The organism is Acidimicrobiia bacterium (assembly GCA_009694375.1).
GTDB lineage: Bacteria > Actinomycetota > Acidimicrobiia > Acidimicrobiales > VFJN01 > VFJN01.
This window is the reverse complement of the sequence record SHVB01000004.1, coordinates 127,470-153,299: the sequence shown is the minus strand read 5'-3', so window position 1 is coordinate 153,299 and position 25,830 is coordinate 127,470. Positions and strand designations below refer to the sequence as shown.

Genomic DNA, 25,830 nt, shown 5'->3' with positions numbered 1-25,830 from the left:
GCCTGGGGGCATGCACATCCCGGACGACCTCCAGTATTCGCCCGACCACGAGTGGATTCGCATCGACGGCACTCGAGCCAGGGTGGGTATCACTGATTACGCCCAGGACGCTCTGGGCGATGTGGTCTTCGTTGACCTTCCCGATGTGGGCACCGCGGTGACCGGGGGAGCATCGATCAGTGAGGTCGAATCCACCAAGTCCGTCTCCGACATCTATGCGCCACTGTCCGGAACGATCAGTGAGGTCAATACCGATCTGGGCGACGCGCCGGAACGGCTGAACGAAGACCCCTACGGCGAAGGATGGATCTTTGTGATCGACTTCACCGATGCCTCGCAACTCAACTCCCTCCTCAGCGCCGCCGACTATCGCGACCTGGTCGAGGGCTAGGCATCGTGGCCGAGACGACTTGTCCCCACTGCGGGCACCCGAACCCGTTGACCGGAAGGTTCTGTTCGTCCTGCGGCGCGGGCCTCACCCTCCCCGGCCAGGAGCACGACACCACCGTCTCGGTGTTGGTCCCGATAGAAGGATCAGTTGAGGAGTTGGAGGTCGAACTGGCCAACATTCCCGCTGGCCTCGGGCTCCTAGTGGTCACTCGGGGACCTAACTCGGGTTCCCGCTTCGCCCTTGATGAACCGCTCGTCACCGCCGGCCGCCACCCCGAAAGCGTGATCTTCCTCGACGACATCACCGTGTCTCGTCGGCACGCGGAAGTGCGTCGAGTGGACGACGGGTACGAAGTGGCTGATTCCGGGTCGCTCAACGGCACCTACCTCAACCGCCAGCGGGTTGAGTTGGCTCCGTTGACCCACGGGGATGAGATCCAAATCGGCACCTTCAAATTGCTCTTCCTGGTTGGCCTCCCATGACCCACACCGCGCCCGAACGTTCGCACCTGTCCATCGGCGAGGTACTCAACCTGCTCCAGGACGATTTCCCCGACGTCACCATCTCCAAGATCCGTTTTCTCGAGAGCCAGGGTCTGCTTGATCCTGAACGCACCCCGTCGGGTTATCGGAAATTTTACGATGGCGACATCGAGCGCCTGCGTTGGATCCTGCGCCACCAGCGCGACCACTTCCTTCCCCTGAAGGTGATGAAGGACCGCCTCGAGGAAGCCACCGCAGCCGGACAGGTAGTACCACCCGATGAGCCAGTGGCGGTGATCCCCAGCGACCCGCCTTCCCTTTTCGAGGAGGTCACCCCCGCGCCGACCGCCACCGTGGCGAGCCACGACCCCGCCCCCAAACTGCCTCCGCCCTCCCGTCGACGCGAGCCCGAGCCCGCTCGCGCTCGCGCTCGCCCTGCGCCCGCCATGCCCGAACTGCCCGCCCGCCCCTCGATCAACCCACTCGACGGGGGCGCCACCAGCGCAAGTTTCACGCGGGAGGAACTCTCCGCGGCGTCCGGCCTCAGTCCGGATGACCTCACTAACCTGGCGGGGTTCGGCCTGCTGACCGGACGGTCCGTGGCTGGGGAAACCTTCTACGACGGAGATGCGCTGGTGGTAGCCCATACGGCCGCCGGTTTCATGCGCTTTGGCATCGAGGCCCGCCATCTGCGGATGTACAAGGTGTCCGCCGAGCGGGAGGCGGGTTTCATGGAGCAAATCCTTATGCCACTACTCAAGCAGCGGAACCCCACGGCGCGGGAGCAGGCCGCAGCCAACCTTGGGGAACTGGCCGGCCTCGGAGACCAGATGCGCTCGGCTCTCTTGCGAATCGCCCTGCGGGATTACACCGAACCTCGATAATCTCGCCGTTCGGAGCGCACCCGACGTTTCACTTGGATAGGCTGCCCGGGTGGCAGTCAAGATGGAACTAGTGGGCATCGAGCTGGAGAAGCCTCCGAACATCCCCTGCCTTCTGCTGCGTGAGTCGACCGGCGATCATCGGATTCTGCCAATCTTCATCGGGGGCCCGGAGGCGGCGGCCATTGCCTTCGCCCTCGAGGAAGTGGCTACCCCTCGCCCGATGACCCATGACCTCATGAAAGACCTGCTCGACCGACTCGGTGCGCGCATCGAGCGCGTCGTGGTCACCGAGCTCCGGGACAGCACCTTTCTTGCCGAGGTCATCCTGGCCCATGCCGGAGACGTGCAATCAGTCTCGGCCCGTCCGTCTGATGCCGTCGCCCTCGCCCTGCGTTTCGGTGCCCCGGTCTTTGCCGAGGAAAGCGTCCTCAACACCGCCGGCCGGCAGGTCGGACGGGCTGTGCCCGAAGGGATCGTTGATGAATTCAAGAACTTCATCGAACAGGTCAAGCCAGAAGACTTCGACTCCTAACCGGAGGAACGCCCCCTAAGCCAGGCTGCGGCGCGAAGGTGGGCGCAACAGGTACCCTGGCGCCATGGTCGGCCGGATGTCTCTTACTGGGAGCGTGTTGGTGGCTGCACTCCTGCTTACCGGCTGCGGCCCCTCGTCCCACGAGGTCTTCCTGCGCTGCAGTAGGCCGGGCCTCGTCGCTAGTTCCACTGGCCCCGTCACCGACCCAGCCCTGGTGGAAATCTCCGGCATCGTCGCCGGCCGCGTCAACCCCTCACAATGGTGGGTGCACAACGACTCGGGCGATAGCGCCCGGCTGTTTGCTCTCAACAACCAAGGCGAGGTCACTCGGCAGTACCAGCTGACCGGGGCGATGGCGGTGGATTGGGAGGACCTCGCCATTGGGCGTGGTCCCTTGGCTAACACCACCTATCTCTACGCCGCCGACATCGGAGACAACTCGTCGGCGAGGATCGAGATTTTGGTGTACCGCGTGCCGGAACCCGTCGTCACCCCGGGGCCTGCGATCGCCTTGGGGGGAGTGGAAATTCTCCGACTCCGATATCCCGATGGCGCCCACAACGCGGAGGCGCTCCTGGTGGACCCCACCACGGGCGACCTCGTCATCGTTGAAAAGAAACTCGGCGGGGGCGTGATCGGCGTATACCGGACGTCTGGAATTCCCGCCGCTGGCAGCCTCACCACCCTGGAGAAAGCGGGGGAGATCAACGTCGGAAGCGGTGCCCTCTCTGCCGTGACCGGGGCCTCGATTTCCCAGAGCGGCCGCGAGATCGCCCTGCGGGTGTACGGCGGAACCCGGATCTTCGCCCGAACCGACGGCCAAAGCGTCACCGAGGCCATGGCCGGCATCGCCTGCAACGGCCCGACCCCGCCTGAGGTCCAGGGCGAAGCGATCGCGTTCGATGCCGACGGGAACGGCTACGCCACCATCAGTGAAGGGACCGGCCAGTCGCTCCACCACTACCGCATCCCCTAGCGGAGGCGGGCCACAGGGGAGGCGAGGGTGAGGCGCGACAGCATTGCCCGTTGACGACTCGACGCCCTACTCGTAGTGTGCTCGGGCACAACCACATCAGTGTAACTCCACTGGTGTTACCCGCCCGAACCCACCCATTAGGGCCCGCTACCAGCGAGGGACGCCTGTCATGAGCACAGAGGGATTTAGCGGTCGAGAGACCGCCGACATTGTTGGCATCACCTACCGCCAACTCGATTACTGGGCCCGCACCGACCTGATCCGGCCGTCGCTCGCCGATGCCAAGGGGAGTGGTTCGCGGCGGCGATACTCCTACAAGGACCTCATCGAGTTGCGCATGATCAAGACCCTGATCGATGCCGGACAGCGCCTCGATCGGGTGCGTTCCGCCTTTCAATATTTGCGTGACCTGGGCGACGACTTATCGGCCGCTCAATTGGTGATTGCGGGGGACAGCGTCGTGCTCGTGCGCCCCGGCGAGAACCTGATTGACGTCGTCAATAAGTATCAGGGCCAGGGGGTACTCAACCTTCTCGCCCTCGACGGCGTGGTGGAGCAGGTTGATGCCGCCATCTTGGAACTGCGCCCCCTCACCAACCCCCCGGCCCCCGAGGATGGCGTCACCTCAATCGCCCGATAGGTTCGTATCGGTGGATCCGCGAACCTCTCCCCTCGATGCCGCGCATCGAGCTCTGGGGGCCAAGATGGTGCCCTTCGGCGGGTGGGACATGCCCTTGTCCTATGGCGAGGGCACCCTCGCAGAACACCGGGCCTGTCGCGCCGACGCGGTGGCCTTCGACGTGAGTCATCTCGGCACGGTGCGAGTCGAGGGCCGAGATGCCTTCGCCCGCCTCCAGGCGGCGTTTACCAACGACCTCACAAAGATCACCCCCGGCCGCGCCCAATACACCCATCTCCTCAACGAGGCCGATGCCTCAGTCCTCGACGACATCATCGTGTGGTGGACGGCCGAAGACATCTTCGACGTGATGCCCAATGCGTCCAACACCCATGACGTCGTGGGCGCGATCGGCGGCGACGACGTGACCGCGTCTCGCGCCATCATCGCCGTGCAGGGCCCGGGGGCCCGGTCCCGCCTGGCCACCATTGCCCCCGACGCGGCGGCCATCGGCCGCTTTCGCGTGGGGACGGCCCCGGTGGCGGGGGTCACCTGCGTCGTGGCCGGCACCGGCTACACCGGGGAAGACGGCGTCGAGTTGGCCGTGCCGGCGGCGGAAGCGCACATCGTCTGGGATGGCTTGCTGGCCGCCGGCGTCGTGCCGGCCGGGTTGGGCGCACGGGACACGCTGCGGCTCGAGGCGGCTCTTCCCCTCCACGGTCACGAACTCGGCTCCGGCATCACCACCCTGCAGGCCGGCCTGGGTTGGGTGGTGGCCTGGGATAAAGAGGGTGGCTTCTGCGGACGCGACGCCCTGCTGGCCGAGCGAGAGCGCGGCGTCGCCCGGCACCTCAGAGGACTAGCGGTGGAGGGCCGGCGGCCACCGAGAGCTGATCAGTCCGTGCTGGTGGACGAGGCATCGGTGGGGGTGGTGACCAGCGGCAACTTCTCCCCGATGCTTGGGCACGGGATCGCCCTGGCCTTCCTTCCGCCGGATCTGGCGGTCGGTACCGAGGTCGTCATCGACGGGCGCGGGGCCCAGATGCCCGCCCGGGTGGTAGCAACGCCCTTCATCCCTCGGCCCTAGCCCCACCTCGACGACCGGTCACTCGGAAGCATGATGCGACTGAATCGCCTCCATCACGGCGGCGGTGGCCGCCGACATGAACTCGGGACGACGCTCCGCCGCCCAATCCCGGCTCGCCTCAGCTGACACAGCCGACCCCTGGAACTCTGGGAAGACGTAACGGGCCAACAATTCGTAACTGTGCCAGGTGGCCTCACGGTCGGCCCACTCATGCGCCATGTTGAGAAAGGTGCCGAAGCCACCCGACTGCTCGACCAGTCGGGCGATCTGGGCTTTGGCATCCTCCACCGTGCCGATCACCGCAAACCCCGAGGCGTTCATGGCATTCGCCATCTCCTCCACATCGGTGGTGTCCGGGCCTAATGGTAGAGCGGCGACCCGCTGAAAATAATCCACCCACTGGGGGAGTCCGAACGTCACGTCGTGGTAGGCCTGCTCTTTGCTGTCGGCAATATGCATCGGACCAACGAGACGCCACTTTTGCCGATCAACGACCGTACCGAACTCCGCGCTGCGCTCCTCCATCACGTTCCAATGAGAGCCCAGCACATCAAACCCGCCCTGATTGGTGGCCCCGAGCGACAGCAGCGACACGCCGTGCTTGCCGGCCAACCGGGGGCCCGACGGCGAGATCTGCGCCGCCACAGCGATCTCGAAACAGGGCTGCGAGTAGGGCCGCAACTGGAGGCGCGCATCACGCAACGTGAACCAACTGCTTTCGTGGGTTACCGGGGCCGCCCCCTCCAGGAGGGCCAGGATCACCTCGAAGGCCTCTTCCATCATGTCCCGCTGTCGGCTCACGTCGATCCCCATCATGAATGCGTCCGATGGCAACGCACCCGGCCCCACCCCGAACATCACCCGACCGCGGGTGAGGTGGTCGAGTAGCACCATTCGGTCGGCCAGCATCAGGGGCTGGTGGTAGGGGAGCGAGCTCACACCGGTGCCGAGACGAATGTGTTGGGTGCGTTGGGCGGCCGCCGCAATGAACACCTCCGGGCTGGCGATGATTTCGTAGCCCGCCGAGTGGTGCTCGCCAATCCAGACTTCATCAAAACCCAGGGCATCGAGGTGGACCACTAGGTCGAGGTCGCGCTCAAGGGCCAGGGTGGGATTTTGCCCCACCGGGTGAAACGGGGCCAGGAACACACCGAAGGAAAGAGGCCAATCCATGGGCCCAGCCTAGGGCAGCGCGAACCGGGCTCCGGCGGGGTGGATCAGGCCAGTTGTCGGGCGATGGTTCCCGTGTCGTAGTAGTAGCGGGCGCCGATAAGATCCGCCTCCTGGAACTGGAACACGGCAGCTACCCGGCAACGGAAGCGCCGGCCAGTGGCAGGGAACTGGGCCCGAGAGCCCAGGTGGGATCCCCGCATCCACATCTCGACCACCATCGACCCCTCGGAGTGGTGGCTATCGATCATCTCGAAAGCCAGGTCGGGGAAGGTGGCAAAGGTGGTCTCGTGATAACGCCGAACCTGATCGGCCCCATCGAACACCCGCTGGTTGCCCACCAGTTCGTAGCGCGGATGGGTAAAACAGGCCAAGGCCGCCTCCACGTCCTGCTGGTTGAGGGCCGCCAGCAACTCCGTCACCACCGCGGCTCGGTGATCACGAAGCTTGGATCCAATCGGGCTCACAGACACGTCGAGACCCGCCGGGCTCAGTCGAGAAGGTCGGGCTGGTCCGCCACGATCTTGTCGTAGAGCGGCTGGAAACTGAACCAACCGGCGAACGGACTGCCCACCTGTTCTCTCGTGTGGCGGGCCAACTCGGGATCGATCTTCACCGGCACGCCGGCGGCCTCGGCCATCAACTGCACCTCACACGACCGCTCCATCGTGATGAACAGCCAGGCTGCCTCATCCACCGAGCGTCCCACCGTGAGAATCCCATGATTGCGAAGAATGGCTGCCTTATGGTCGCCGAGGGCATGCGCAATGCGCTTGCCCTCCTCCACATCAATGACCACTCCGGTGTAGTCGTCGAACAGGCCGTGGGCCTCAAAGAAGGTGCAGGAGTCCTGGGTGATGGGGTCGAGGAGGCGCCCGAGGGTGGACCACGCCCGGCCGCCCTTGCTGTGGGTGTGGGCGGCCGCCTGCACATCGGGTCGGGCGGCGTGCACCTGGGAATGAATGGCAAAGGCGGCCACGTTCACCGGCCAATCCCCCTCCACTACCTCACCCTGATGGTTCACCAAGATCAGGTCGGAGGCCCGCACCAGGCCGAAGGACAGCCCGAAGGGGTTCACCCAGAAGCAGTCGGTGCGCTCGGGGTCGCGAGCGGTGAGGTGACCGGCCACCCCCTCGTTGAAGCCGAAGCGATCAAACAATCGGAACGCCGCCGCCATCCGCTGTTTGATGTGGGTGCGTTCGTCATCGGGGGAGGCAAACTCGGGAAGGGCGTGGGGCCGGTCGGGACGGATCACAGGGTTACCTCCGGGAAGCACGGGACCGGCACAGTCTACGTCGCCTGGCGAGCGAGGGTTAGCCCCGGCGGCGGGGCCGTGCGGGGCCGATCACCAGTTCTTACCCCCGCTTCCCCTAAACGCCCATAATAACCGTTACGTCAAGTTGTGCCTTCTCCGAGGGGAACCCCCAACAGCGGCAGGGCCGCGTCGATCACCCACTCGAGCGCCTCGAGCGCCTCGCCGCCGTCGCCGAGGTCTCGCCGAACATCCTCTATCGCGCACTCCAGTACAAACAACTTGTCTCGCAGTTCTTCCAATTCCCGTCGCGTGATCACCAATTCGGATTCGGCCAATCCGGCTTCCTGCGCCCGTAACCGGCTGATGTAATCCCGTTGGCGACACGCCGGCGCACAAAACAGCCGAGGACGCCCGGGGCCGCTGGTTTTAGGGAAGGCCCGGCCGCACCAGCGGCAAGGTTGGGTAGGGGAGGATACTGTCACTGACGTAAACCATAGTCATCAGCGGTCGCTCCCGCGGGTTCTTGCCCAGGTAAGGTGGGCGGGCTGACGAACCCGTGTGGGAGAGTCCCGATGCGTGCCCCCCAGGGCGGGTGATCGGGCGCCGAAGGTGCAAACGCCCCGTAACCTCTCAGGCTCCAGGACCGCACGGGGGAGGCGACGCTGAAGCCCCCCAGGGTGACAGCGGGGGACCAACCCCACCCGCCCCACACCCTCGGAGCCGTTGTTGAACCCTCAACCAGCCATCACCTTTGCCGATCGACACATCGGCCCTCGCCCGGCCGAAGTCGAGCACATGCTCGCTACCCTCGGCGTTACCACCCTCGGTGAACTCATCGACCAAGCGGTACCCAAGACCATCCGCAACGACCAACCGTTGTCCTTGCCCGCCGCCCGCTCCGAGCCCGAGGTGCTCGCCGCGCTGGGGCGATTGGCTCGTCAGAACACCGTGATCACATCGCTCATCGGGGCGGGCTACTACGGCACCCACACCCCCGCTGTCATTCTGCGGAACGTGCTGGAGAACCCCGCGTGGTACACGGCCTATACGCCGTATCAGCCCGAGATCAGCCAGGGCCGACTAGAGGCCCTCCTCAACTTCCAAACCATGGTCACCGATCTCACCGGCATGGACATCGCCAACGCCTCGATGCTCGATGAATCCACCGCCGCCGCCGAGGCCATGACCCTGATTCGGCGTTCCACCAAGCATCTCTCCACCAAATTCTTCGTCGACAACCAGACGCATCCCCAAACCATTTCGGTGCTCGCCGCCCGGGCGGAACCAATCGGCATCCAACTCGTCGTAGCCAACTGCGCCACCCTCGATGCCACCGATGTGTTCGGGGCCCTGCTCCAACACCCCGGCACCCACGGGGAGGTACGCGACCTCTCCCCCACTATCGCCGCCGTTCATGCCGGCGGAGGCCTGGTGGCCGTCGCCACCGACCTGCTGGCCTGCACGGTGCTCACGCCACCGGGTGAGCAGGGGGCCGATGTGTGTATCGGCTCCACCCAACGCTTCGGTGTGCCCCTCGGCTACGGCGGACCCCATGCCGGGTTCCTCGCTACCCGCGACGCCCTGCGCCGCTCCATGCCCGGCCGCCTGGTGGGGGTGTCGGTCGACGCCGCCGGTCGGCCCGCCCATCGCCTCGCGCTGCAAACCCGCGAACAGCACATCCGTCGAGAGAAGGCCACCTCGAACATCTGCACCGCTCAGGTGTTGCTCGCCGTGACGGCCGCCATGTTCGCGGTGTACCACGGGCCCGAAGGCCTGCGACACATCGCCGAGCAGGTCCACCACCGCACCGCTCGCCTGGCGGCGGGTCTGCGCGCCGCCGGATTCGAACTCACCGCCGATGCCTTCTTCGACACGCTCACCCTCCGGTGCCCGTCGCGGGCCGACGACCTGCTGGCGGCGGCCCTGGCTCACGGGCTCAACCTTCGCCGCCTCGACGACGACACCATCGGAATCTCCCTCGATGAGACCACCGGCGAAGAGGTGCTGGCCGCCCTGGCTGCCGCCCTGCATCTGGTGATACCGGCCCACGCCGATGGTGCCATCCCCGCCGCCCTGGCGCGGACCACGGCGTTCCTCACCCACCCGGTGTTCTCGACGTACCGCTCCGAGACCGACATGCTGCGATACCTGCGTTCGCTGTCGGACCTGGACATCGCTCTCGACCGCTCCATGATCCCGTTGGGCTCCTGCACGATGAAACTCAACGCCACCACCGAGATGGCGGCAGTCACCTGGCCCGAGTTCGGAAACATCCACCCCTTCTCCCCCACCGACCAAGCCCGGGGGTATCGAGAACTCATCACCACCCTCGAGGCGTGGCTGGCGGAAATCACCGGTTACGACAAGGTGTCGATCCAACCCAATGCCGGATCGCAGGGCGAGTTGGCCGGTCTCCTCGCCATCCGTGGCTACCACGCCTCCCGCGGGGAAGCCGCCCGCAACGTCTGCCTCATTCCCTCCTCAGCCCACGGCACCAACGCCGCCTCGGCAGTAATGGCAGGGATGCGAGTGGTCGTAGTGGCCTGCGACGACGACGGCAATGTTGATGTCGCCGACCTCGAGGCCAAGGTGGAGGAGCACGCCAGCGACCTCGCCGCGCTCATGGTCACCTACCCCTCCACCCACGGCGTGTTCGAGGAACGGATCACCGACCTCTGCGACCTGGTGCACCGTCACGGCGGACAGGTGTACATCGACGGCGCCAACCTCAACGCCCTCGTTGGGGTAGCCCGACCAGGCTGGTTCGGCGGTGACGTGAGCCATCTGAATCTCCACAAAACCTTCTGCATCCCCCACGGTGGCGGCGGACCCGGGGTGGGCCCGGTGGCGGTGCGAGCCCACCTGGCCCCGTTCCTACCCAACCACCCCCTCCTGGCCGAAGCGGGCCCGGCGACGGGCCCCGGGGCCATCTCCGGCGCGCCCTATGGGTCGGCATCGATCCTGCCGGTCTCGTGGGCCTTCATTGCGCTCATGGGACCCGACGGGCTCCGTCAGGCCACCGAGTTGGCGATCTTGAACGCCAACTATGTGGCGGATCGCCTCAATGCTGCGTACCCCGTGCTCTACACCGGCGACCACCAGCGGGTGGCCCATGAGTGCATCCTCGACCTCCGCCCCATCACGGCGGCCACCGGGGTCACCGTGGACGACATAGCCAAACGGCTCATCGACTTCGGGTTCCACGCCCCCACCATGAGTTTCCCCGTGGCGGGCACGTTCATGGTGGAACCCACCGAATCCGAGTCGCTGCCCGAACTCGACCGTTTCATTGAGGCCATGCTCACCATCCGGGAAGAGATCGCCGCCATCGAACGAGGTGAAGTGCCCCACGCCACCAGTGCCTTGGCCCAGGCCCCCCACACGGCAGCGGACATTCTCGTGGCGGAGTGGGACCGTCCCTACAGTCGGGAGCAAGCGGCCTACCCGCTTCCCTCCCTTCGCCACGGGAAGTATTGGCCGCCGGTGAGCCGCATCGACGGCGGCCATGGCGACCGCAACCTCATCTGTGCGTGTCCCCCACCCGAGGCGTATGAGACCTGACACCATCGGGCCCGTGGGCCGGTTGGGGACCCCATCCCCGCCGCCTATCCTGTGCCAATGGCCTCTGATGAGCAACGAGCACTGGGACTAGCGGCGTTTCTGGGCACGGCGGGCGTGATGCACTTCGTACGACCCGAATTCTTCGATGTCATCGTGCCGGACTGGATGCCGGGGTCCAAGCGCACCGTCACCTTGGTGAGCGGGGGCATCGAGGTAGCCGGTGCCCTCTTGGTGGCCAACCGGAGCACCCGGAAACTGGGGGCTATCGTGTGCTTGCTGACCTTCATCGGGGTGTACCCGGCGAACCTCCAGTCCGCCATCAGCGGAGGTATCGCTGACGCGCCCGCGCCCTTCAACTCAGCCGGCGCCGCCTGGGCCCGCCTGCCGCTCCAAATCCCCATGATCCGCTGGGCCCGCCGGGTGTACCAAGACCAAAACTAGAGGACCAGTTCGGCGATCTCCTCCAACATGAACGGGGGCCCGCTCACGAGCAACTGCGTGACGCAGCTTTCGTTCCAGGCCTCCAGGTCGTCCCGTACCTTCTCCTTGGGGCCGATCAGATAAACATCTTCCACCATGGCCGTGGGCACGTAACCGGCGGCTTCGGCCTTGCGGCCGTCGAGGTAGGCCTCCTGGATCTTGTCGCACTCGGCCTCGTAGCCGAGGCGGACGAACACATCGCGGTGGAAGTTGCGGTCCTTGGCCCCCATGCCGCCCACATAGAGCGCCAGGGTGGGGCGCAGGAGATCGGCGCAGGCTTCCACGTCGTCACCCAAGATGGTGGGCACCACACAGGCCACCTCGAAGGTCTCCGCGCCCTGCCGGGCCCCGGGCCGGGCGAATCCCTCCGCCAGTGCCTCCCGGTAGAACCCATCGGCCTTCGGCGAGAAGAACATCGGAAGCCACCCGTCACAAATCTCGGCCGCCAGCGCAACGTTCTTCGGACCTTCCGCACCCAGATAAATCGGAATGTCGGTACGCAGCGGGCGCACAATCGACTTGAGGGGCTTACCGAAACCGGTACCCCCTACCAGCGGCATCTGGTAGTGGTCGCCCACGTACTCAACGGGCTTATCGCGCTTGAGGATGGCCCGAATGATCTCGACGTACTCCCGGGTGCGGGCCAAGGGCTTGGCGTACTCCTGGGCGTACCACCCCTCCACCACCTGCGGGCCGCTCACTCCCAACCCCAGAATGAATCGGCCTCCGGTGAGGTGATCCATGGTGATGGCGGTCATGGCCGTGGATGCCGGCGTGCGAGCAGAGATCTGGGTGATGGCCGTGCCCAACTCCACGCGCTCGGTGGCACTCCCCCACCAGGCCAAGGGCGTGAAACAATCCGAGCCGTAGGCCTCGGACATCCAGACACTCTTGAAGCCGAGTCGCTCGGCCGCGGCGACCTGCTCGGCGGCGTCGGGCGGGGGGCCGGAGGAGGGCCAATATCCGATGATCAGTCCGAGGTCCATAGGACACCACCGTAGTCCGGATACCCATCAGACTAGAACCTGTTCTAGTCTGATGGGTATGGGTTTTCCTTCCGACGTTGGCGTCATCGACCTGATGCTGGGCATTCCCGAAGGTTCCAAAAAGGAGTGGTACGGGTTTCTGCGTGCCGGCCTGATGGACGACGAATCCAAGGCCATGGAGTTCCCGGCGCAATACATGTTCAAAGACGTCCCCCAAGACATGGATGCCGACGCCGATCCCGTGGCGGTGGTCCTCGGCGAGATGGACCACTTCGGGATCGACCGGGCGATGCTCGGCGTAAGTTTTGCCCGAGCCTCTTCCACCCGGGCGGTCACCGAACACCCGGACCGGTTCTTTGCCTCCTATGAGGTGAACCCCAACCTTGGGATGCAGGCCGTACGCGATCTCGTCAAGGCCTACGAAACTCTCGGCATCAAAGCGGCCAGTGCGTTCCCCGCCGGCATGACCCCGCAGGTCCCCATCAACGACAAGCGCTTCTACCCGATCTACGCCAAGTGCATCGAACTCGACATCCCCATCTGCATCACCACCGGCGTGCCCGGACCGCGGGTGCCCATGCTCTGCCAGAAAACCGAGTTGCTTGATGAGGTGTGCTGGTTCTTCCCCGAACTCAAGATCGTGATGCGCCACGGCGCCGAACCTTGGGACGCCCTGGCGGTGAAGTTGATGCTCAAATGGCCGAATCTCTACTACTCCACCTCGGCCTTCGCCCCTCGCTACTACCCGCCGACCATCATCGACTTCGCCAACAGTCGCGGTGCCGACAAGGTGATGTACGCCGGGTACTTCCCCATGGGCCTATCCCTCGAGCGCATCTTCTCCGAACTTCCCCACGTGCCGCTCAAGGATGACGTGTGGCCGAAGTTCCTCCGCCACAACGCCGTGCGGGTATTCAACCTGGAGACGTCATGACCCTCGCCGTGGAAACCCCCGCGCGTTCCCCGTTCCCGGTTCCCTTCGGATGGTTCTGCATCGGCTACCCCGAAGACTTTCCTCTCGCCCTACCCCGCGCCATCTTCTACTTCGATAGGCACTTGGTGGCCTGGCGAGATGAAACCGGGGAGCTCCACGTGCAGGATCCGTTCTGCCCCCACCTCGGGGCTCATCTCGGCCACGGTGGCTCGGTGGAGGGATGCGAGATCAGGTGCCCCTTCCACGGATGGACCTTCGACGCCACCGGCACCAACACCACCATCCCCTACTCCGAACGCGTGAACAAGAGGGACACGCTGCGCACCTTCCCGGTGATCGAAGTGAACGGTGTGAGCCTCGTCTGGTATCACCCCGATGCCGCGGTGGAGCCGATGTGGGAGATTCCCCCCCTCTCGGAGTTTCACGGTGATCCGGAGTGGTCCACCGTCATTCGCACCGAACACACCGTGGAGGCGCCCTGGCAGGAAATGGCCGAAAACGGCGTGGACTCTGCCCATTTCCGCTTTGTCCACAACACCGCGGATGTACCGGAGTTGGTGAGTTACGAGACCGGTTTCCCGGGCACCATAATGAAGTCGGTCCAGAAGTTCGTGACTCCCCGAGGGGTGATGGAGGGCCGCATCGACTCTGAGCAGGTGGGTCCGGGGCTGGCCATCGTGCGATTCGGCGGGATCGTGGACACCGTGAGCCTGGCCGCCACCACCCCCATCACCGCCAACCGCTGCATCACCCGCTTCAACTTCCGTTTCAAGACAATGGGCGACGAAGAGACCACCCAAAACGTGGGTCAGGCCTTCGTGCGCGAAGTGAACAAGCAGTTCCTGGAAGACAAGCCGATCTGGGAACACAAGGCCCATTTGGTGCGCCCGGCCCTGGCCGACAACGACGGACCGTTCATGAAGTTCCGCAAGTGGGCCGCCCAGTTCTATGCCGAGGGCATCAGCGACGAACGCACGGTATTCGCCCCGCCGTGGTGGCCCGAGCGCGCCGACGAGGCCCCCGCCAAGGCCACCGCCAGTGCCCGCCTCGGTGGTGGCTGACCGCCCGCCACCACGGCCCCCCACCTCCGGCGGGGGGCCGAACTGCTAGCCGAGGAGGCTGCGGTCGCCCGCCGTGGCGCCGCCGTCGACAGACCATTCGGCGCCGGTGACATAACTCGCTTCGTCCGAGGCCAGGAAGACCACCACCTTGGCGATCTCGTCGACGTGGCCGAAACGACCCATCGGCAGGCTCTTGGCAAACAAAGTCTCATTGGGCTCCTGGCCCGGCAGGCGAGTCATGGGCGTATCCACCCCACCGGGATGCAACGAGTTCACCCGGATGCCGCGCTTGCCGAGGTCCATAGCGGCAGTTTTGGACAATCCGCGCACAGCCCACTTGCTCGATACGTAGGCACCGAGGGCGGGCAGCCCCATGATCCCGCCGTTACTCGAAATGTTGATGATGGAGCCGCCGCCCGCCCGACGCATCGACGGCGTAACCGACTTCATGCCGATCATCGTGCCCATGAGATTCACATCGATCACCCGACGGAACTTCTCGACGTCTTGGTATTCGATGGAGCCGAAATCCAAGATCCCGGCGTTGTTCACCAACACCGTCACCGGCCCGAAGCGTTCCTCGGCGTCGGCCACCGCGGCGATCCACTCCTCTTCCGAGGTCACGTCGAGGTGGCGGTAGGCGGCCGCCGCGCCAAGGTCGGCGGCCACGGCCTCCCCCTCGGCGTCCAACACATCGGTGAGCAGCACCGACGCCCCTTCGGCCACCGCGTGACGCGCCTCGGCCTCACCCTGACCCCGGGCCGCCCCGGTGATGATCGCTACCTTGCCTTCCAGTCGGCCCGTCATGGCTTATCGGCCCCGACCACCCACATCGAAAAGAACTGCGAACCTCCACCGTAGGCATGGCCGACGGCGGTGCGGGCGTCGGGGACCTGATGGTCACCCGCCATCCCCCGTACCTGCAACGCCACCTCGGCGAAGCGCAGCATGCCCGACGCCCCAATCGGATTCGACGACAGCACCCCGCCGGACATGTTCACCGGGAGGTCTCCGTTGAGACCAGTGACGCCATCTTCAACGTATTTCCAGCCCTCGCCACTCGGGGCGAAGTGCAGGTTCTCTAGCCACATCGGCTCGAACCAGGAGAAGGGCACATACATCTCCACGCAGTCCACCTGGCGGCGAGGATCAGTAATCCCCGCCTGCTTGTACACGTCAGCGGCGCAGTCGCTCCCGCCCCGGGGCAAGACCGGATCGCGATCGGCCGACATTGTGGGTTCGGATCGCATGGCCGTGCCCTTCACCCAAGCCACGGGCTTGGTGGACCGGTCGGCCACGGCTTCGCTGGCCAACACCATCGCGCAGGCCCCATCGGAACTAGGACACGTCTCGGCGTACCGGATCGGATCCCACAGCATCATCGAGTCCTTGATGGAGTCGAAACTTATGTCGGGCTCGTGAAGATGGGCGTAGGGGTTTTTGAGCGCATTGAGGCGATCCTTCAGGGCCACGAGGATTCCGATGTGGTCCGGGGCATTCGAGCGAGCCATGTAGGAGCGAATGTGCGGCGCGAAGTAACCCCCCGCGCCGGCGTGCAGCGGCGGTTGGAACGGAATGGGCATCGACAACGCCCACATCGCCTCGCTCTCGCTCTGTTTCTCGAAGGCCACCGTGAGCACTCGTTGGTGGATACCCGCCTGCACCAACTGTGCCGCCACGATCGCCGTGGACCCGCCCACCGACCCGGCGGTGTGCACCCGGAAAAGCGGCTTGCCGGTGGCCCCCAGGGCATCGGCCAGATACAACTCCGGCATCATCACCCCCTCGAAGAAATCGGGGGCCTTGCCCACCACCACGGCGTCGATGTCTGACCAGGTCATCTCGGCGTCGGCCAGAGCTCGAGCGGCCGCCTCCCGCACGAGGCCGGCCATGGATACATCACCGCGGGTGGCCTGGTGCTTCGTCTGGCCCACCCCCACCACGGCCACAAGTTCCTTGGGCATGCGGGTCAGTCCTCCCCTTCGAGCACGGCGACCAGATTCTGCTGGAGGCAGGGGCCCGAGGTGGCGTGGGCCACCCCACGAGTGGCGGTGCCATCCATGATGCGCTGCGCCACCTCCCCAATACGGGTGAGGCCAGCCACCATCACCGGGTTGGCGGCCAGTGGGCCGCCGGAGGGGTTCACGTTGGCGTGATCGGATAACCCCAGCGACTCCCGCAGGATCAGTTCCTGCGGGGCGAAGGGAGCATGCAACTCCGCCACGTCCACCGGAGCGTTGCCCACCCCGGCCCGCTCGGCCGCGGTGCGAGTGGAGTGGGACACCGTGAGATCGCGCAGCCCCAGCGCCATGGGCTCGATGCGATGGTCGATGCCGCGAATCCAGGCCGGTCGTTGGCGCAGGGCACGAGCCCGATCCCCCGAAGCGAGAATCACCGCACAGGCACCATCGGTGATCGGTGGGCAGTCGCTACGGCGAAGAGGGTCTACGAGGCACGGCTCCGCCAGCAGATCCGCCGCCGCCGTATCCCACGCCAGTTGAGCATTGGGGTTCGTGAGGGCGTTACGCCTACTGCGGGAGGCCACCTCCGCAAAGTCGGCTTCCGTCGCCTTGCCCGCCTCCATCAGCATCCGGGCCTGCAGGGCCGCCAGGCTGATCGCATCGGGCCACAAGGGAGCCACGTGGTACGGATCGAGTTGTCGCGACAGCACCTCATGCAGCGGGCCCGGGGCAGACTTGCCGTAGCAGTAGACGAGGGCCGTCTCCACGTCGCCTAGTTGCAGTTTCACCCAGGCCTCATACAGCGCCCAGGCCCCGTCCATCTCCACGTGGCTTTCCTGAATAGGAGGCCACGGGGCCACCCCGTCGAGGGTGGACACAAAGCTGAACGCCTGGCCCGAGAGATAGTCGGTGGAGCCCGAACAGGTGAAGCCGATGTCGGCCTGGGTGAGGCCCGCCTTGGCCCGCACGTCAGCGATGACCGGCATCAGCATCTCAACCTCGTTGCGCACCGTTTCGGCACGAACGTTGGGCATCTGGGCGAAGGCAATAACCGCCACGTCGATCACCACGTCACCCCCGCCCCGGGCTGGGTAACCACCACATCGGGCTCTCCGGTGGGGCGGAAGTACCGAATGCTCTCGAGGTTGGGGGCCAACTCGTGGGCTTCCACCCACACTGCTTCCACCCGCATGCCGATGCGCACATCCTCCACCGGGCATTCCTGAATGAGATGCATGAGGGGAAGGTCTGATCCGTCGAGCAGGATCAGCCCTGAGGTGTACGGGATTTCCATCCCCTGGCCGTAGAAGGCAACGTTCACCACACAAAAGCTCACGAGCGTGCCCACGTGAGGCAGTTCCACCGGTTCGGTGGTGGGCACCCCGAGTTGTGGATCGGCGCCCCGGGAGGGCACATAAACCTTGCCCCCCGGCGCCCGTTCTCCGAGGATCTTGCCCTCGGAGATGCCCGTGAGGAATCGGGTGGTGGCCACCCCGGCGGTATAGAGGAAGTCCATGCGGGCCGGGGTGCGCACCGAACGCACCAGTTCCTTACCCTCGAGCACGGCGGGAATCTGGATCTCGGCCATCAGACGTCGGGCTCCCAGCAGGCAAGATCGTGGATGGAACCCTCTCGTTCAGCCGCCCAACGCGGCCGCACCCGCATACCGGTCGCCATGGCCTCGGGGGAGCCGGCATCGACAACCTGAAGGAATCCAACATCGGCGCCATCGGGCTTCACCAGCGCCCAGGCGAAGGGATGCGACTGCGGGTGTTTCGCCATGGGCTCTCGCACCCACGCCCAGGTGAGCACCTCGCCCCCCGGCCCCACCTCCACCATTTCGGTGAGGTCCTCACCGGTGAAACTGTCGTACTCGGTGGGCGGCACGATCACGCGGCCGTCGGATCCCTTGATCCCGAGGAGGACCTTCTCTCGCAACCCCGTGAGAAAGGCGCCGATGACAGGACCAGTGGTACGAGAAAAGGGGTATTCGATGATGAGGGGGGCGCTGAGAACACCGGGATCGTCGCTCACCTTAGAAGGAGATGACCTGGCGGATGACTTCACCGCGCTGCATGGCGTCGAAGGCATCGTTGATCTCGTCGAGCTTGATGCGACGGGTGATCATGCCGTCGAGATCGAGTGAGCCTTCTCGCCACAGGCCGAGGAGCTTGTGGAAGTCGGTGCGGACGTCGGCGGATCCGTAGTAACTGCCCACGAGCACCTTCTCCGAGAAGAACAGTTCGAAGGCAGAGAAGCTGACGAACTCGTCAAGTTTGCCCACCCCCACGATGCAGGCCGTGCCGCCGCGTCGGGCGTTGTCGTAACTCGCCCGCATGGTGCTGGCCAAACCAATGGCCTCGAAGGCGTAGTCGAATCCCTCCCCCCCGGTGAGGCTGGCCTTCAGGCTGTCGAGTTCATCGGGCTTGCACGAATGAGTGGCGCCGAAGCGCTTCGCATCCTCGAGCTTCCCGTCGTTCAGATCCACCGCCACGATCACCGAGGCACCGGCCACCTTGGCCCCCATGATGCAGGAGATGCCCACCCCACCGCAGCCGAAAACCACGACCGAAGACCCCGCCGTGACCTTGGCCGTGTTGAGCACGGCACCCACACCGGTCATCACGCCACACCCCACGAGGCTGCCGATCTCCAACGGGATGTCGTCGTCGATCTTTACCACACCCTGATGCGGGATGATCATCTCCTCGGCGAAGGTGCCAGCCCCGGCCATCCCCGCCACGGGGGCGCCATCGAGGGTGAAGTGCGGAGTGCCGCCCATAACCATCTGAATGTTGAAGCACAGGTTGGGCTGATGACGCGGACCGCAGTAGGCGCACTCCCCACACGGAGGGCTCCAGGCGATGATCACGTGGTCACCCACCGCAACGGTGGTGACGCCCTCGCCCACCTCCGCGACGATGCCCGCCCCCTCGTGGCCGAGCACGCACGGCGCCGGCTGCGGGATCGTGCCGTTCATCACGGACAGATCGGAGTGACACACACCCGTGGCTTCGATCTTTACCCTGACTTCCCCCGGACCCACCGCCGTCAGGCCAAGGTCGTCGCGAACCTCAAGTTTAGCATCGCCAATATTGCGGAGCAGCGCAGCACGCATATATCCCCCTCAAGAGCAAGCCACACGATCGCGGCAGATGAAATGTGCCGGTTGCAGCCAACACTGCAACAGGTTCTAGTCTGGGTCTCCGTCGAATGAGAAACCGAGGGAACAGCGCGCCATGTCAGGTTTTTACAAGTACGCCCAGGCCGAGCCGAACTTTGTCGCCGTGATCGATCCCGACGGCACCGAACACACCGCCGGAGACCTCTTGGCTCGGGCCAACCAGTACGTGCATCTCCTGCGCTCGTTGGGCCTGGAACCCGGCGATTCCGTGGCGGCGATCCTGCCCAACGGGGTGCTCCCGATCGAGGTCTACCTCGCCGCCTTACAGGCCGGCTGGTACTACGTGCCGATCAATTACCGCCTCTCGCCGCCCGAGATCGCCTACATCTTGGAGGACTGCGGGGCCAAGGCCATCGTCTCCCACGAGCGCTACGCCGAGGTGATCGCGGCGGCGGCTACCGCCGCCGGCCTCCCCGCCGGCAGCCGTCTCGGCCACGGATCCATCGACGGCTTCCAGGATGCGGAACTGGCCCTGGCCGGCCAACCCGACACCCTCCCCGATGACCGCCTGGCCGGGGCGGCCATGCACTACACCTCGGGCACTACCGGACGGCCCAAAGGGGTGAAGCGCAACCTCCATGATGCCGACCCCGACATCATGGCCGAATTGTTCACCGGCTTCTTTACGCTCTTTGGGATCCCCCATCGCGAGGATCAGGTACACCTTTGCACCTCGCCCAACTACCACACCGCCGTCACTACCTTCGCCGGGAATGCCCTCCACAGCGGCCACCGCGTCGTCTTCATGGACAAATGGGATCCCGCCGTCGCCCTCGAGCAAATTGAGCGTCACTCGGTCACCCACACCCACATGGTCCCCACCCAGTTCCACCGGATGCTCTTGCTTCCCGAAGACGTAAAAAGCCAGTACGACGTTTCCTCGATGCGCTGGGCGATCCATGCCGCCGCCCCGTGCCCTATCGATGTGAAACAAAAGATGCTCGACTGGTGGGGTCCGGTGATCTGGGAGTACTACGGCGCCACCGAAGGCGGGGGCACCACCGCCACCCCGGCCGACTGGCTGAAGTACCCAGGCACGGTGGGCAGTCCGTGGCCCATCTCGGAACTGAAGATCACCGACGACGACCGCCTACCGGTGGGTCCGGACGTCCCGGGAACCATCTGGATGAAAATGGGCGGGCAGGACTTCGAATACAAGGGCGACAAGTCCAAGACCGACGACACCCACGACGCCGAGGGGTTCTTCACCGTCGGCGATGTCGGCTACCTGAACGCCGACGGGTTCCTGTTCCTCTGCGACCGCAAGAGCGACATGATCATCGCCGGAGGCGTAAACATCTATCCCGCCGAAATTGAAGGCGAGATCCTCGCCCACCCTGGGGTGGGCGACGTGGCGGTCTTCGGGATTCCCGACGACGACATGGGCGAACAGATCAAAGCGGTCGTCGAACCGGTGCCGGGGCAAGCGCCCGGCGACGAACTGGCGGCGTCGATCATGGCGCACCTCGAGGGACGGCTCGCCAAATTCAAGTGGCCGCGGTCGATCGACTTCATGGCCCAACTCCCGCGGGAGCCAACCGGGAAACTCTTGAAGCGCCAACTCCGCGATCCGTACTGGGAAGGTCGGGAGCGAGCGATCTGATCCCTCTCAGCCGAGATGATCGCAGAGCAGGTGGCAGGCGGTGTTTAGTTCCTCGCCCACCCACACCAGGTCCCCCACCCCGCTGATCCAGGCCACCAGGCAGGAGAACCACACGTGGCCGAGTACTCGGGCGATGTCGGCTTCGGTCTCGCGGTCGGTTCCCGCCGGAAAGGCGCGCAGCATGACCCGCTGCATCACCTCACTCGTGGCCCCGGATGCACCATCGGCAACGCGATCCTCCGAGGTCAGCGCCCTCACCACGGCTTCCGCCAGTTTCGGCTGGCGCTCCATCGTGGCCACCGCTCGGCGCAGCACGTCATACACTCGCTCCGCGATGGTGTCGCCCTCCGGGGCGCGAGCGGTTACCCGACGTTCGAGATCTTCCATCCACTCCACCATGGCGGCCGCCAGCAGAGCGTCTTTGGAGGGGAAGTACCGGTAAATCGTGCCGAGGGCCACCTCGGCCAGCCCGGCCACGTCTCGCATCTGCACGGCGTCGTAACCCCCCTGAGCGCCCAGTTCGAGGGCCGCCAGCAACACGCGTTGGCGACGGGCCGCCTGACTCTTGGTGAGCACCTCCGACGCAATCGCCACGGCCAGAACCTACCGACGAGCCTTGGGGAGATCACGAAACGGGGTGTCCTTGTCGGCCCGGGCCTCCGCCGGAAGACCCAGCACCCTCTCGCCGATGATGTTGCCCTGAATCTGATCCGACCCGCCGGCAATCCGCAGCGAGGGCGAATGGAGAAACTTGGTGGTCCACACCCCACCGCGGGGCAACAACGCCGGGTCGGACAGCATGGCGGTGGCGCCCTGGATGTGCAGAGCGGTGGTGGTCATCTGCACCATGAAACGCCCGTAGGCCAGCTTCATCACCGAACTTTCCGCTCCGGGGCGCACGTTGTGGGACAGCGCCGTCTGGGCCCGCAGGCGCAAGAAGCGCAACACCTCGCTCCGCAGGTACGTCTCCGCCACCATTTGGCGCACGAGTGGATCCTGCGCTCGACCCCACTGCTGGGCCAAGGCAATCAACCCGGGCGGGTCGGCCCCCCCGGATCCCCCGGCAATGGCACTGCGTTCACTGGCGAGCGTAGTGCGCGCCACCGACCACCCCTCCCCCACCTCGCCGATCACCTGAGTGGCGGGAATGCGCACTTCGTCGAGAAACACCTCACTGAAGTGGGCGTCTCCGGTCATCTGCCGCAGGGGACGGATCTCCACCCCGGGGGACGTCATCGCCACAAGGAAATACGTGATCCCGCGATGCTTGGGCGCCGCCGGGTCGGTCCGGGCCAAGAGGATTCCCCACTCGGCCCGGTGAGCCGCCGAGGTCCACACCTTTTGCCCGGTCACCACCCACTCATCCCCGTCGCGGGTGGCTCGGGTGGTGAGGTTGGCCAGGTCGGAACCGGCCTCGGGCTCGCTGAAGAGTTGGCACCACACCTCGTCGCCGCGCAGCATCGGCGGGAGAAATCGACGCTTCTGCTCGTCGGTCCCGTGGGCGAGGAGGGTCGGACCGACCATGCCGATGGCGATGGCGAACACGCCGTTGGATACCCCGAAGCGGGCCTGCTCTTGGTTGAAGATGGCGGCTTCGATGGGGCGACCGCCCCGACCTCCGAACTCGGTGGGCCAGGTAATCCCTGCCCACCCGCCCTGCTGGAGCACCCTCTGCCAAGCCCGGCAACGCTCTACATAGACGCTCTCGGGATACTCCGCCGACCACATCCCGGCCGAGAAATCCTCGGGGTGGCCTTTGGGGATCGCGGCGGTCTCCAACCACTGCCGCGCCTCGGCCCGAATCGCCGCTTCCTCGGCCGTATCGTCGAAATCCACGTTCTCAGACTAGAACAGGTTCTAGTCGGTGGGCTCCATCGGGGGCATCACCCGTGATCACTCCACGAGGACGGGCGCGTCGGCGGGCAACCCTGCCTCCTGCGGGGCGGGGCGGCGCTCCCACCGATCAGAGAGGAACTGGGCCACCCCCTCCACCGCCCGTGCGGCGCGCTCGGAGGGGAATACCTCAAAGGCGTGCTCGGCTCCGGGGAGTTCGGCATAGAGGACCGGCTGCGTTGAGACAGCCCGGAGCCTCTCCACAAAGATGCGGGCGTCTTCGACCGGCGCCAGCGTGTCGTGATCGCCGTGCACCACCAAGAAAGCCGGAGCCGAATCCGATAGATGGTGCACCGGCGAGGCCTCTTCGAAGCGCCGGGGCTCATCGGCCACAAATGCCTTCATCACAATGGGTTCGAGGAACCGATGGTACATCTCAGGATGGGATCCGAACGTGCCGCCGGGGGTGAAGTCGTAGATCCCGTAAAACGGCACGGCGGCGGCCACGGACGTATCGGCGTCCTCAAACCCGGGTTGGAAGCGAGGATTTCCCGCCGTGAGCCCCATGAGGGCGGTGAGATGCCCACCGGCCGATCCGCCCGTCACGCAGATGAAGTCCGGATCGATGTCGTACTCATCAGCATGTTGGCGGATCCACACCAACGCCGCTTTCAGATCCACGAGATGATCGGGAAAGGTGGCCGCCGGGCTCAACCGATAGTTCACGTTGAAGCCGACCCAGCCCTGTGCCGCCATGTGGGTGAGGAGGGGAAGGCCCTGCTCCCGTTTGTCGCCGATGACCCACCCACCACCGTGGATCTGAATGAGCGCCGGTCGTCGGGTTCCTCCCCCGGGTACCGGTGCCGAGGGAATGGTTACATCGAGTTTGATCGTGCGGCCCGCCGCCATCGCGAAGGGCACGTCGCGCTGCTTACGGAGACCCCGGCGGCGACCCACGAGGAAGGGAAACATGAGGTGGAGGATCGGGAACTTCGGGCCCGCCGGGGGCGGTCCGATGGGCGCCAACGCCTCCTGCATCGCCGCTGCGGTGCGATGACCAATGCGGGCGCTGTAAACGAGCAGCACTTCGGTCATCGCCATCATCGCCAACGCCACTGCTCCGAGCACCGATCCAACCACCCCGAGGGCCACGAACAACGCCGTCCACAACAGGCCCATGAACACGTGATGCCACACCAGTTCATTGGTGAGCCACGCCGCCATGAAGCTCCACATGGCCACGGGAGTGAGCGTTTTGCGAGGGAACAGTCCGTTGAGGGCATGAAGAAGCCCCAACACGCTCACCGCCAAGAAGGCCCAGATCATTTTCCCATTGTGCCCGTTCCGGGTTCCCTGGGCGAAGTCGGGCCCGGTAGTCAATACTGGAGAAATGGAACGACTTTCCGGGCTGGACGCCTCATTTTTGTACTTCGAAACACCGAGCATGCACATGCACGTTGCTATGACAGCCATCTTCGACCCGTCCACGATGCCGGGTGGCTACGAGTTCACCAAGATCAAGGACTTCATCGCCTCGCGCCTCCACCTCGTCCCGCCGTTCCGCCGTCGGATCGTGACGGTCCCGTTCCGGTTCAACCACCCGATCTGGGTGGAGGACCCCGACTTTGATCTGGATTACCACATTCGACGGATCGGAGCGCCGGCTCCGGGTGGGCATCAGGAGTTGGCGGAGGTCGCCGCACAGATCGCCAGCACACCGCTCGACCGCAGCCGACCCCTGTGGGAGCTCTACGTGGTGGAGAATCTCGCCGATGGCAACATCGGGGTGGTGACCAAGATGCACCACTGCGCCGTGGACGGCGTGTCGGGCGCCGAATTGATGGTCAACCTGTTCGATGTGGAGCCCGGCGGCCGCCAACTCGACCCTCCCGAGGAGCGCCAGCCCGAGCCGATCCCCTCCGATCTTGAAATGATGAGCCATGCCCTCTCCTCGAGGGTGCGTCGCCAGGCGCGCCTCCTGCCGCTGCTGGGATCCACTGTCCGCACCCTGAACACGCTGGTGGCGCGCCACCGCGACAGCGACACCGTGGTGGGGGCCATACCCCTCACTGCGCCCCCTACGCCGTGGAACCGGTCGATCACCCCCCACCGGCGGATGAGTTTCACCCGGGTGAAGCTCGATGACGTGAAGAGGATAAAAAACGCCGCCGGTTGCACGGTGAACGACGTGGTGCTCGGGCTCATGGGAGGCACCCTGCGGCGCTACCTCCTCGCCCACGATGCCCTGCCCGAGGCACCGTTGGTGGCGGTGTGCCCGGTATCGGTCCGCAGCGACGAGGAAGCGGGAGAAACCAACAACAAAGTGTCAGCCATGTTCACGACCCTGGCCACCGATGTGGCCGATCCACTCGAACGCCTCCGGGTCATCCACGCCACGACTAAGGGGGCGAAGGCCGACCACAACGTCATTGGGGCCAACCTGCTCCAGGACTGGGCGGAGCATGCCGCCCCCACCACCTTCGCCCTCGCCGCTCGCCTCTATTCCGGAATGAATCTGAGCGACCGCCACCGTCCCATCCACAACGTGGTGATCTCCAACGTTCCCGGACCGCCGTTTCCGCTCTACTACGCCGGGGCACAACTCGAATACACGCTGCCGATGGGGCCGGTGATGGAAGGAGCCGGTCTCAACATCACCGTGCTGTCCTACATGGACAACGTGGACATCGGCTTCATGGTGTGCCGCGAACTCGTCCCTGATGTCTGGTCCCTCGTCACGCACGTGGAGGCGGCCATGGCCGAACTTCTCGCCGCCATCGAAGTCCGCCCGGTGGTCGCGAAACCCCGCAGGGCGCGCTCCGCCTAACCCT

At 65.4% G+C, this 25,830-nt stretch carries 25 protein-coding genes, 1 pseudogene and 1 riboswitch; of the genes and pseudogenes, 13 read left to right on the top strand and 13 right to left on the bottom strand.

Going from position 1 to position 25,830, the window contains the following annotated elements:
* Nucleotides 1-10: 10 nt before the first annotated feature.
* The 7 genes from gcvH (at nt 11) to gcvT (ending at nt 4,971) form a co-directional block, all read left to right on the top strand.
* Entirely contained in the window at nt 11-391 is a 381-nt protein-coding gene (gene gcvH, locus EXQ71_04620; GenBank protein ID MSO86790.1) for a glycine cleavage system protein GcvH, read from the top strand.
* Nucleotides 304-873 (top strand): FHA domain-containing protein, encoded by a 570-nt coding sequence (locus EXQ71_04615; GenBank protein MSO86789.1) that lies wholly within the window; start codon nt 304-306, stop codon nt 871-873. The genes gcvH and EXQ71_04615 overlap by 88 nt, the downstream gene beginning before the upstream one ends.
* Nucleotides 870-1,757 carry a MerR family transcriptional regulator gene (locus tag EXQ71_04610; protein MSO86788.1) on the top strand — a complete coding sequence of 296 codons (888 nt, stop codon included), beginning with the start codon at nt 870-872 and terminating at the stop codon, nt 1,755-1,757. Before EXQ71_04615 ends, EXQ71_04610 begins: the two co-directional genes overlap by 4 nt.
* Nucleotides 1,758-1,818: 61 nt before the next feature.
* Complete coding sequence (locus EXQ71_04605) at nt 1,819-2,289, top strand: bifunctional nuclease family protein (GenBank protein MSO86787.1); 471 nt, start codon at nt 1,819-1,821, stop codon at nt 2,287-2,289.
* 76 nt (nt 2,290-2,365) lie between these two features.
* On the top strand, nt 2,366-3,265 hold the full coding sequence (locus tag EXQ71_04600) for a hypothetical protein (GenBank protein ID MSO86786.1): 900 nt from the start codon (nt 2,366-2,368) through the stop codon (nt 3,263-3,265).
* Nucleotides 3,266-3,434: 169 nt separating this feature from the next.
* A complete protein-coding gene (locus EXQ71_04595) occupies nt 3,435-3,905 on the top strand; it encodes a MerR family transcriptional regulator (protein ID MSO86785.1) in 471 nt (156 codons plus the stop codon).
* The gene (gene gcvT / locus EXQ71_04590) at nt 3,880-4,971 is read left to right on the top strand and encodes a glycine cleavage system aminomethyltransferase GcvT (protein ID MSO86784.1); all 1,092 of its coding nucleotides are present in this window, start codon (nt 3,880-3,882) and stop codon (nt 4,969-4,971) included. Before EXQ71_04595 ends, gcvT begins: the two co-directional genes overlap by 26 nt.
* A gap of 18 nt (nt 4,972-4,989) precedes the next feature.
* Here the strand turns inward: gcvT and EXQ71_04585 are convergent, their stop codons facing one another.
* The 4 genes from EXQ71_04585 to EXQ71_04570 form a co-directional block, all read right to left on the bottom strand.
* The gene (locus EXQ71_04585; protein ID MSO86783.1) at nt 4,990-6,144 is read right to left on the bottom strand and encodes an LLM class flavin-dependent oxidoreductase; all 1,155 of its coding nucleotides are present in this window, start codon (nt 6,142-6,144) and stop codon (nt 4,990-4,992) included.
* A 44-nt stretch (nt 6,145-6,188) separates the two neighbouring features.
* Complete coding sequence (locus EXQ71_04580) at nt 6,189-6,695, bottom strand: ester cyclase (GenBank protein ID MSO86782.1); 507 nt, start codon at nt 6,693-6,695, stop codon at nt 6,189-6,191.
* Nucleotides 6,632-7,396: a class II aldolase/adducin family protein gene (locus EXQ71_04575; GenBank protein MSO86781.1), complete on the bottom strand. Its 765-nt coding sequence runs from the start codon at nt 7,394-7,396 to the stop codon at nt 6,632-6,634. The genes EXQ71_04580 and EXQ71_04575 overlap by 64 nt, the downstream gene beginning before the upstream one ends.
* A gap of 140 nt (nt 7,397-7,536) precedes the next feature.
* Nucleotides 7,537-7,878 (bottom strand): hypothetical protein, encoded by a 342-nt coding sequence (locus EXQ71_04570; protein ID MSO86780.1) that lies wholly within the window; start codon nt 7,876-7,878, stop codon nt 7,537-7,539.
* A 67-nt stretch (nt 7,879-7,945) separates the two neighbouring features.
* Nucleotides 7,946-8,052, top strand: a riboswitch (glycine riboswitch).
* A gap of 67 nt (nt 8,053-8,119) precedes the next feature.
* Between EXQ71_04570 and gcvP the strand changes: the two genes are divergently transcribed.
* Both gcvP and EXQ71_04560 read left to right on the top strand, forming a co-directional pair.
* A complete protein-coding gene (gene gcvP / locus EXQ71_04565) occupies nt 8,120-10,957 on the top strand; it encodes a glycine dehydrogenase (aminomethyl-transferring) (protein MSO86779.1) in 2,838 nt (945 codons plus the stop codon).
* Between the two features lie 57 nt (nt 10,958-11,014).
* Nucleotides 11,015-11,398, top strand: a complete 384-nt coding sequence (locus tag EXQ71_04560; GenBank protein ID MSO86778.1) for a hypothetical protein — start codon at nt 11,015-11,017, stop codon at nt 11,396-11,398.
* Here the strand turns inward: EXQ71_04560 and EXQ71_04555 are convergent.
* On the bottom strand, nt 11,395-12,423 hold the full coding sequence (locus EXQ71_04555; GenBank protein MSO86777.1) for an LLM class F420-dependent oxidoreductase: 1,029 nt from the start codon (nt 12,421-12,423) through the stop codon (nt 11,395-11,397). The two genes, EXQ71_04560 and EXQ71_04555, sit on opposite strands and share 4 nt — an antisense overlap.
* A gap of 58 nt (nt 12,424-12,481) precedes the next feature.
* Between EXQ71_04555 and EXQ71_04550 the strand changes: the two genes are divergently transcribed.
* Nucleotides 12,482-13,357, top strand: a complete 876-nt coding sequence (locus tag EXQ71_04550; protein MSO86776.1) for an amidohydrolase — start codon at nt 12,482-12,484, stop codon at nt 13,355-13,357.
* Nucleotides 13,354-14,418: a (2Fe-2S)-binding protein gene (locus tag EXQ71_04545; protein MSO86775.1), complete on the top strand. Its 1,065-nt coding sequence runs from the start codon at nt 13,354-13,356 to the stop codon at nt 14,416-14,418. Before EXQ71_04550 ends, EXQ71_04545 begins: the two co-directional genes overlap by 4 nt.
* Nucleotides 14,419-14,463: 45 nt before the next feature.
* Here EXQ71_04545 and EXQ71_04540 read toward each other — a convergent pair whose 3' ends face one another.
* The 5 genes and pseudogenes from EXQ71_04540 to EXQ71_04520 all read right to left on the bottom strand — a co-directional run bounded on the left by EXQ71_04540 (nt 14,464) and on the right by EXQ71_04520 (nt 19,497).
* Nucleotides 14,464-15,225 (bottom strand): glucose 1-dehydrogenase, encoded by a 762-nt coding sequence (locus EXQ71_04540; GenBank protein MSO86774.1) that lies wholly within the window; start codon nt 15,223-15,225, stop codon nt 14,464-14,466.
* Nucleotides 15,222-16,382 carry a thiolase domain-containing protein gene (locus EXQ71_04535; protein MSO86773.1) on the bottom strand — a complete coding sequence of 387 codons (1,161 nt, stop codon included), beginning with the start codon at nt 16,380-16,382 and terminating at the stop codon, nt 15,222-15,224. The genes EXQ71_04540 and EXQ71_04535 overlap by 4 nt, the downstream gene beginning before the upstream one ends.
* A gap of 5 nt (nt 16,383-16,387) precedes the next feature.
* A complete protein-coding gene (locus EXQ71_04530) occupies nt 16,388-17,599 on the bottom strand; it encodes a lipid-transfer protein (GenBank protein ID MSO86772.1) in 1,212 nt (403 codons plus the stop codon).
* Nucleotides 17,443-18,470, bottom strand: a pseudogene (locus tag EXQ71_04525) (DNA-binding protein). The gene EXQ71_04530 and the pseudogene EXQ71_04525 overlap by 157 nt, the downstream one beginning before the upstream one ends.
* Nucleotides 18,415-19,497, bottom strand: coding sequence for a Zn-dependent alcohol dehydrogenase (locus EXQ71_04520; GenBank protein ID MSO86771.1), 1,083 nt, complete (start codon nt 19,495-19,497; stop codon nt 18,415-18,417). The pseudogene EXQ71_04525 and the gene EXQ71_04520 overlap by 56 nt, the downstream one beginning before the upstream one ends.
* 121 nt (nt 19,498-19,618) lie before the next feature.
* On the opposite strand from EXQ71_04520, the gene EXQ71_04515 reads away from it, so the two are divergent.
* A complete protein-coding gene (locus tag EXQ71_04515) occupies nt 19,619-21,166 on the top strand; it encodes an acyl-CoA synthetase (protein ID MSO86770.1) in 1,548 nt (515 codons plus the stop codon).
* Between the two features lie 6 nt (nt 21,167-21,172).
* Here EXQ71_04515 and EXQ71_04510 read toward each other — a convergent pair whose 3' ends face one another.
* From EXQ71_04510 to EXQ71_04500, 3 genes are read right to left on the bottom strand one after another with little or no spacing between them, the layout of a single operon-like run.
* A complete protein-coding gene (locus EXQ71_04510) occupies nt 21,173-21,766 on the bottom strand; it encodes a TetR/AcrR family transcriptional regulator (GenBank protein MSO86769.1) in 594 nt (197 codons plus the stop codon).
* Between the two features lie 3 nt (nt 21,767-21,769).
* Nucleotides 21,770-23,002, bottom strand: a complete 1,233-nt coding sequence (locus tag EXQ71_04505) for an acyl-CoA dehydrogenase (protein MSO86768.1) — start codon at nt 23,000-23,002, stop codon at nt 21,770-21,772.
* A 57-nt stretch (nt 23,003-23,059) separates the two neighbouring features.
* On the bottom strand, nt 23,060-24,472 hold the full coding sequence (locus EXQ71_04500) for an alpha/beta hydrolase (GenBank protein MSO86767.1): 1,413 nt from the start codon (nt 24,470-24,472) through the stop codon (nt 23,060-23,062).
* Here EXQ71_04500 and EXQ71_04495 point away from each other — a divergent pair.
* A complete protein-coding gene (locus EXQ71_04495; GenBank protein ID MSO86766.1) occupies nt 24,390-25,826 on the top strand; it encodes a wax ester/triacylglycerol synthase family O-acyltransferase in 1,437 nt (478 codons plus the stop codon). The genes EXQ71_04500 and EXQ71_04495 overlap by 83 nt on opposite strands.
* The last annotated feature ends 4 nt before the right edge of the window (nt 25,827-25,830 follow it).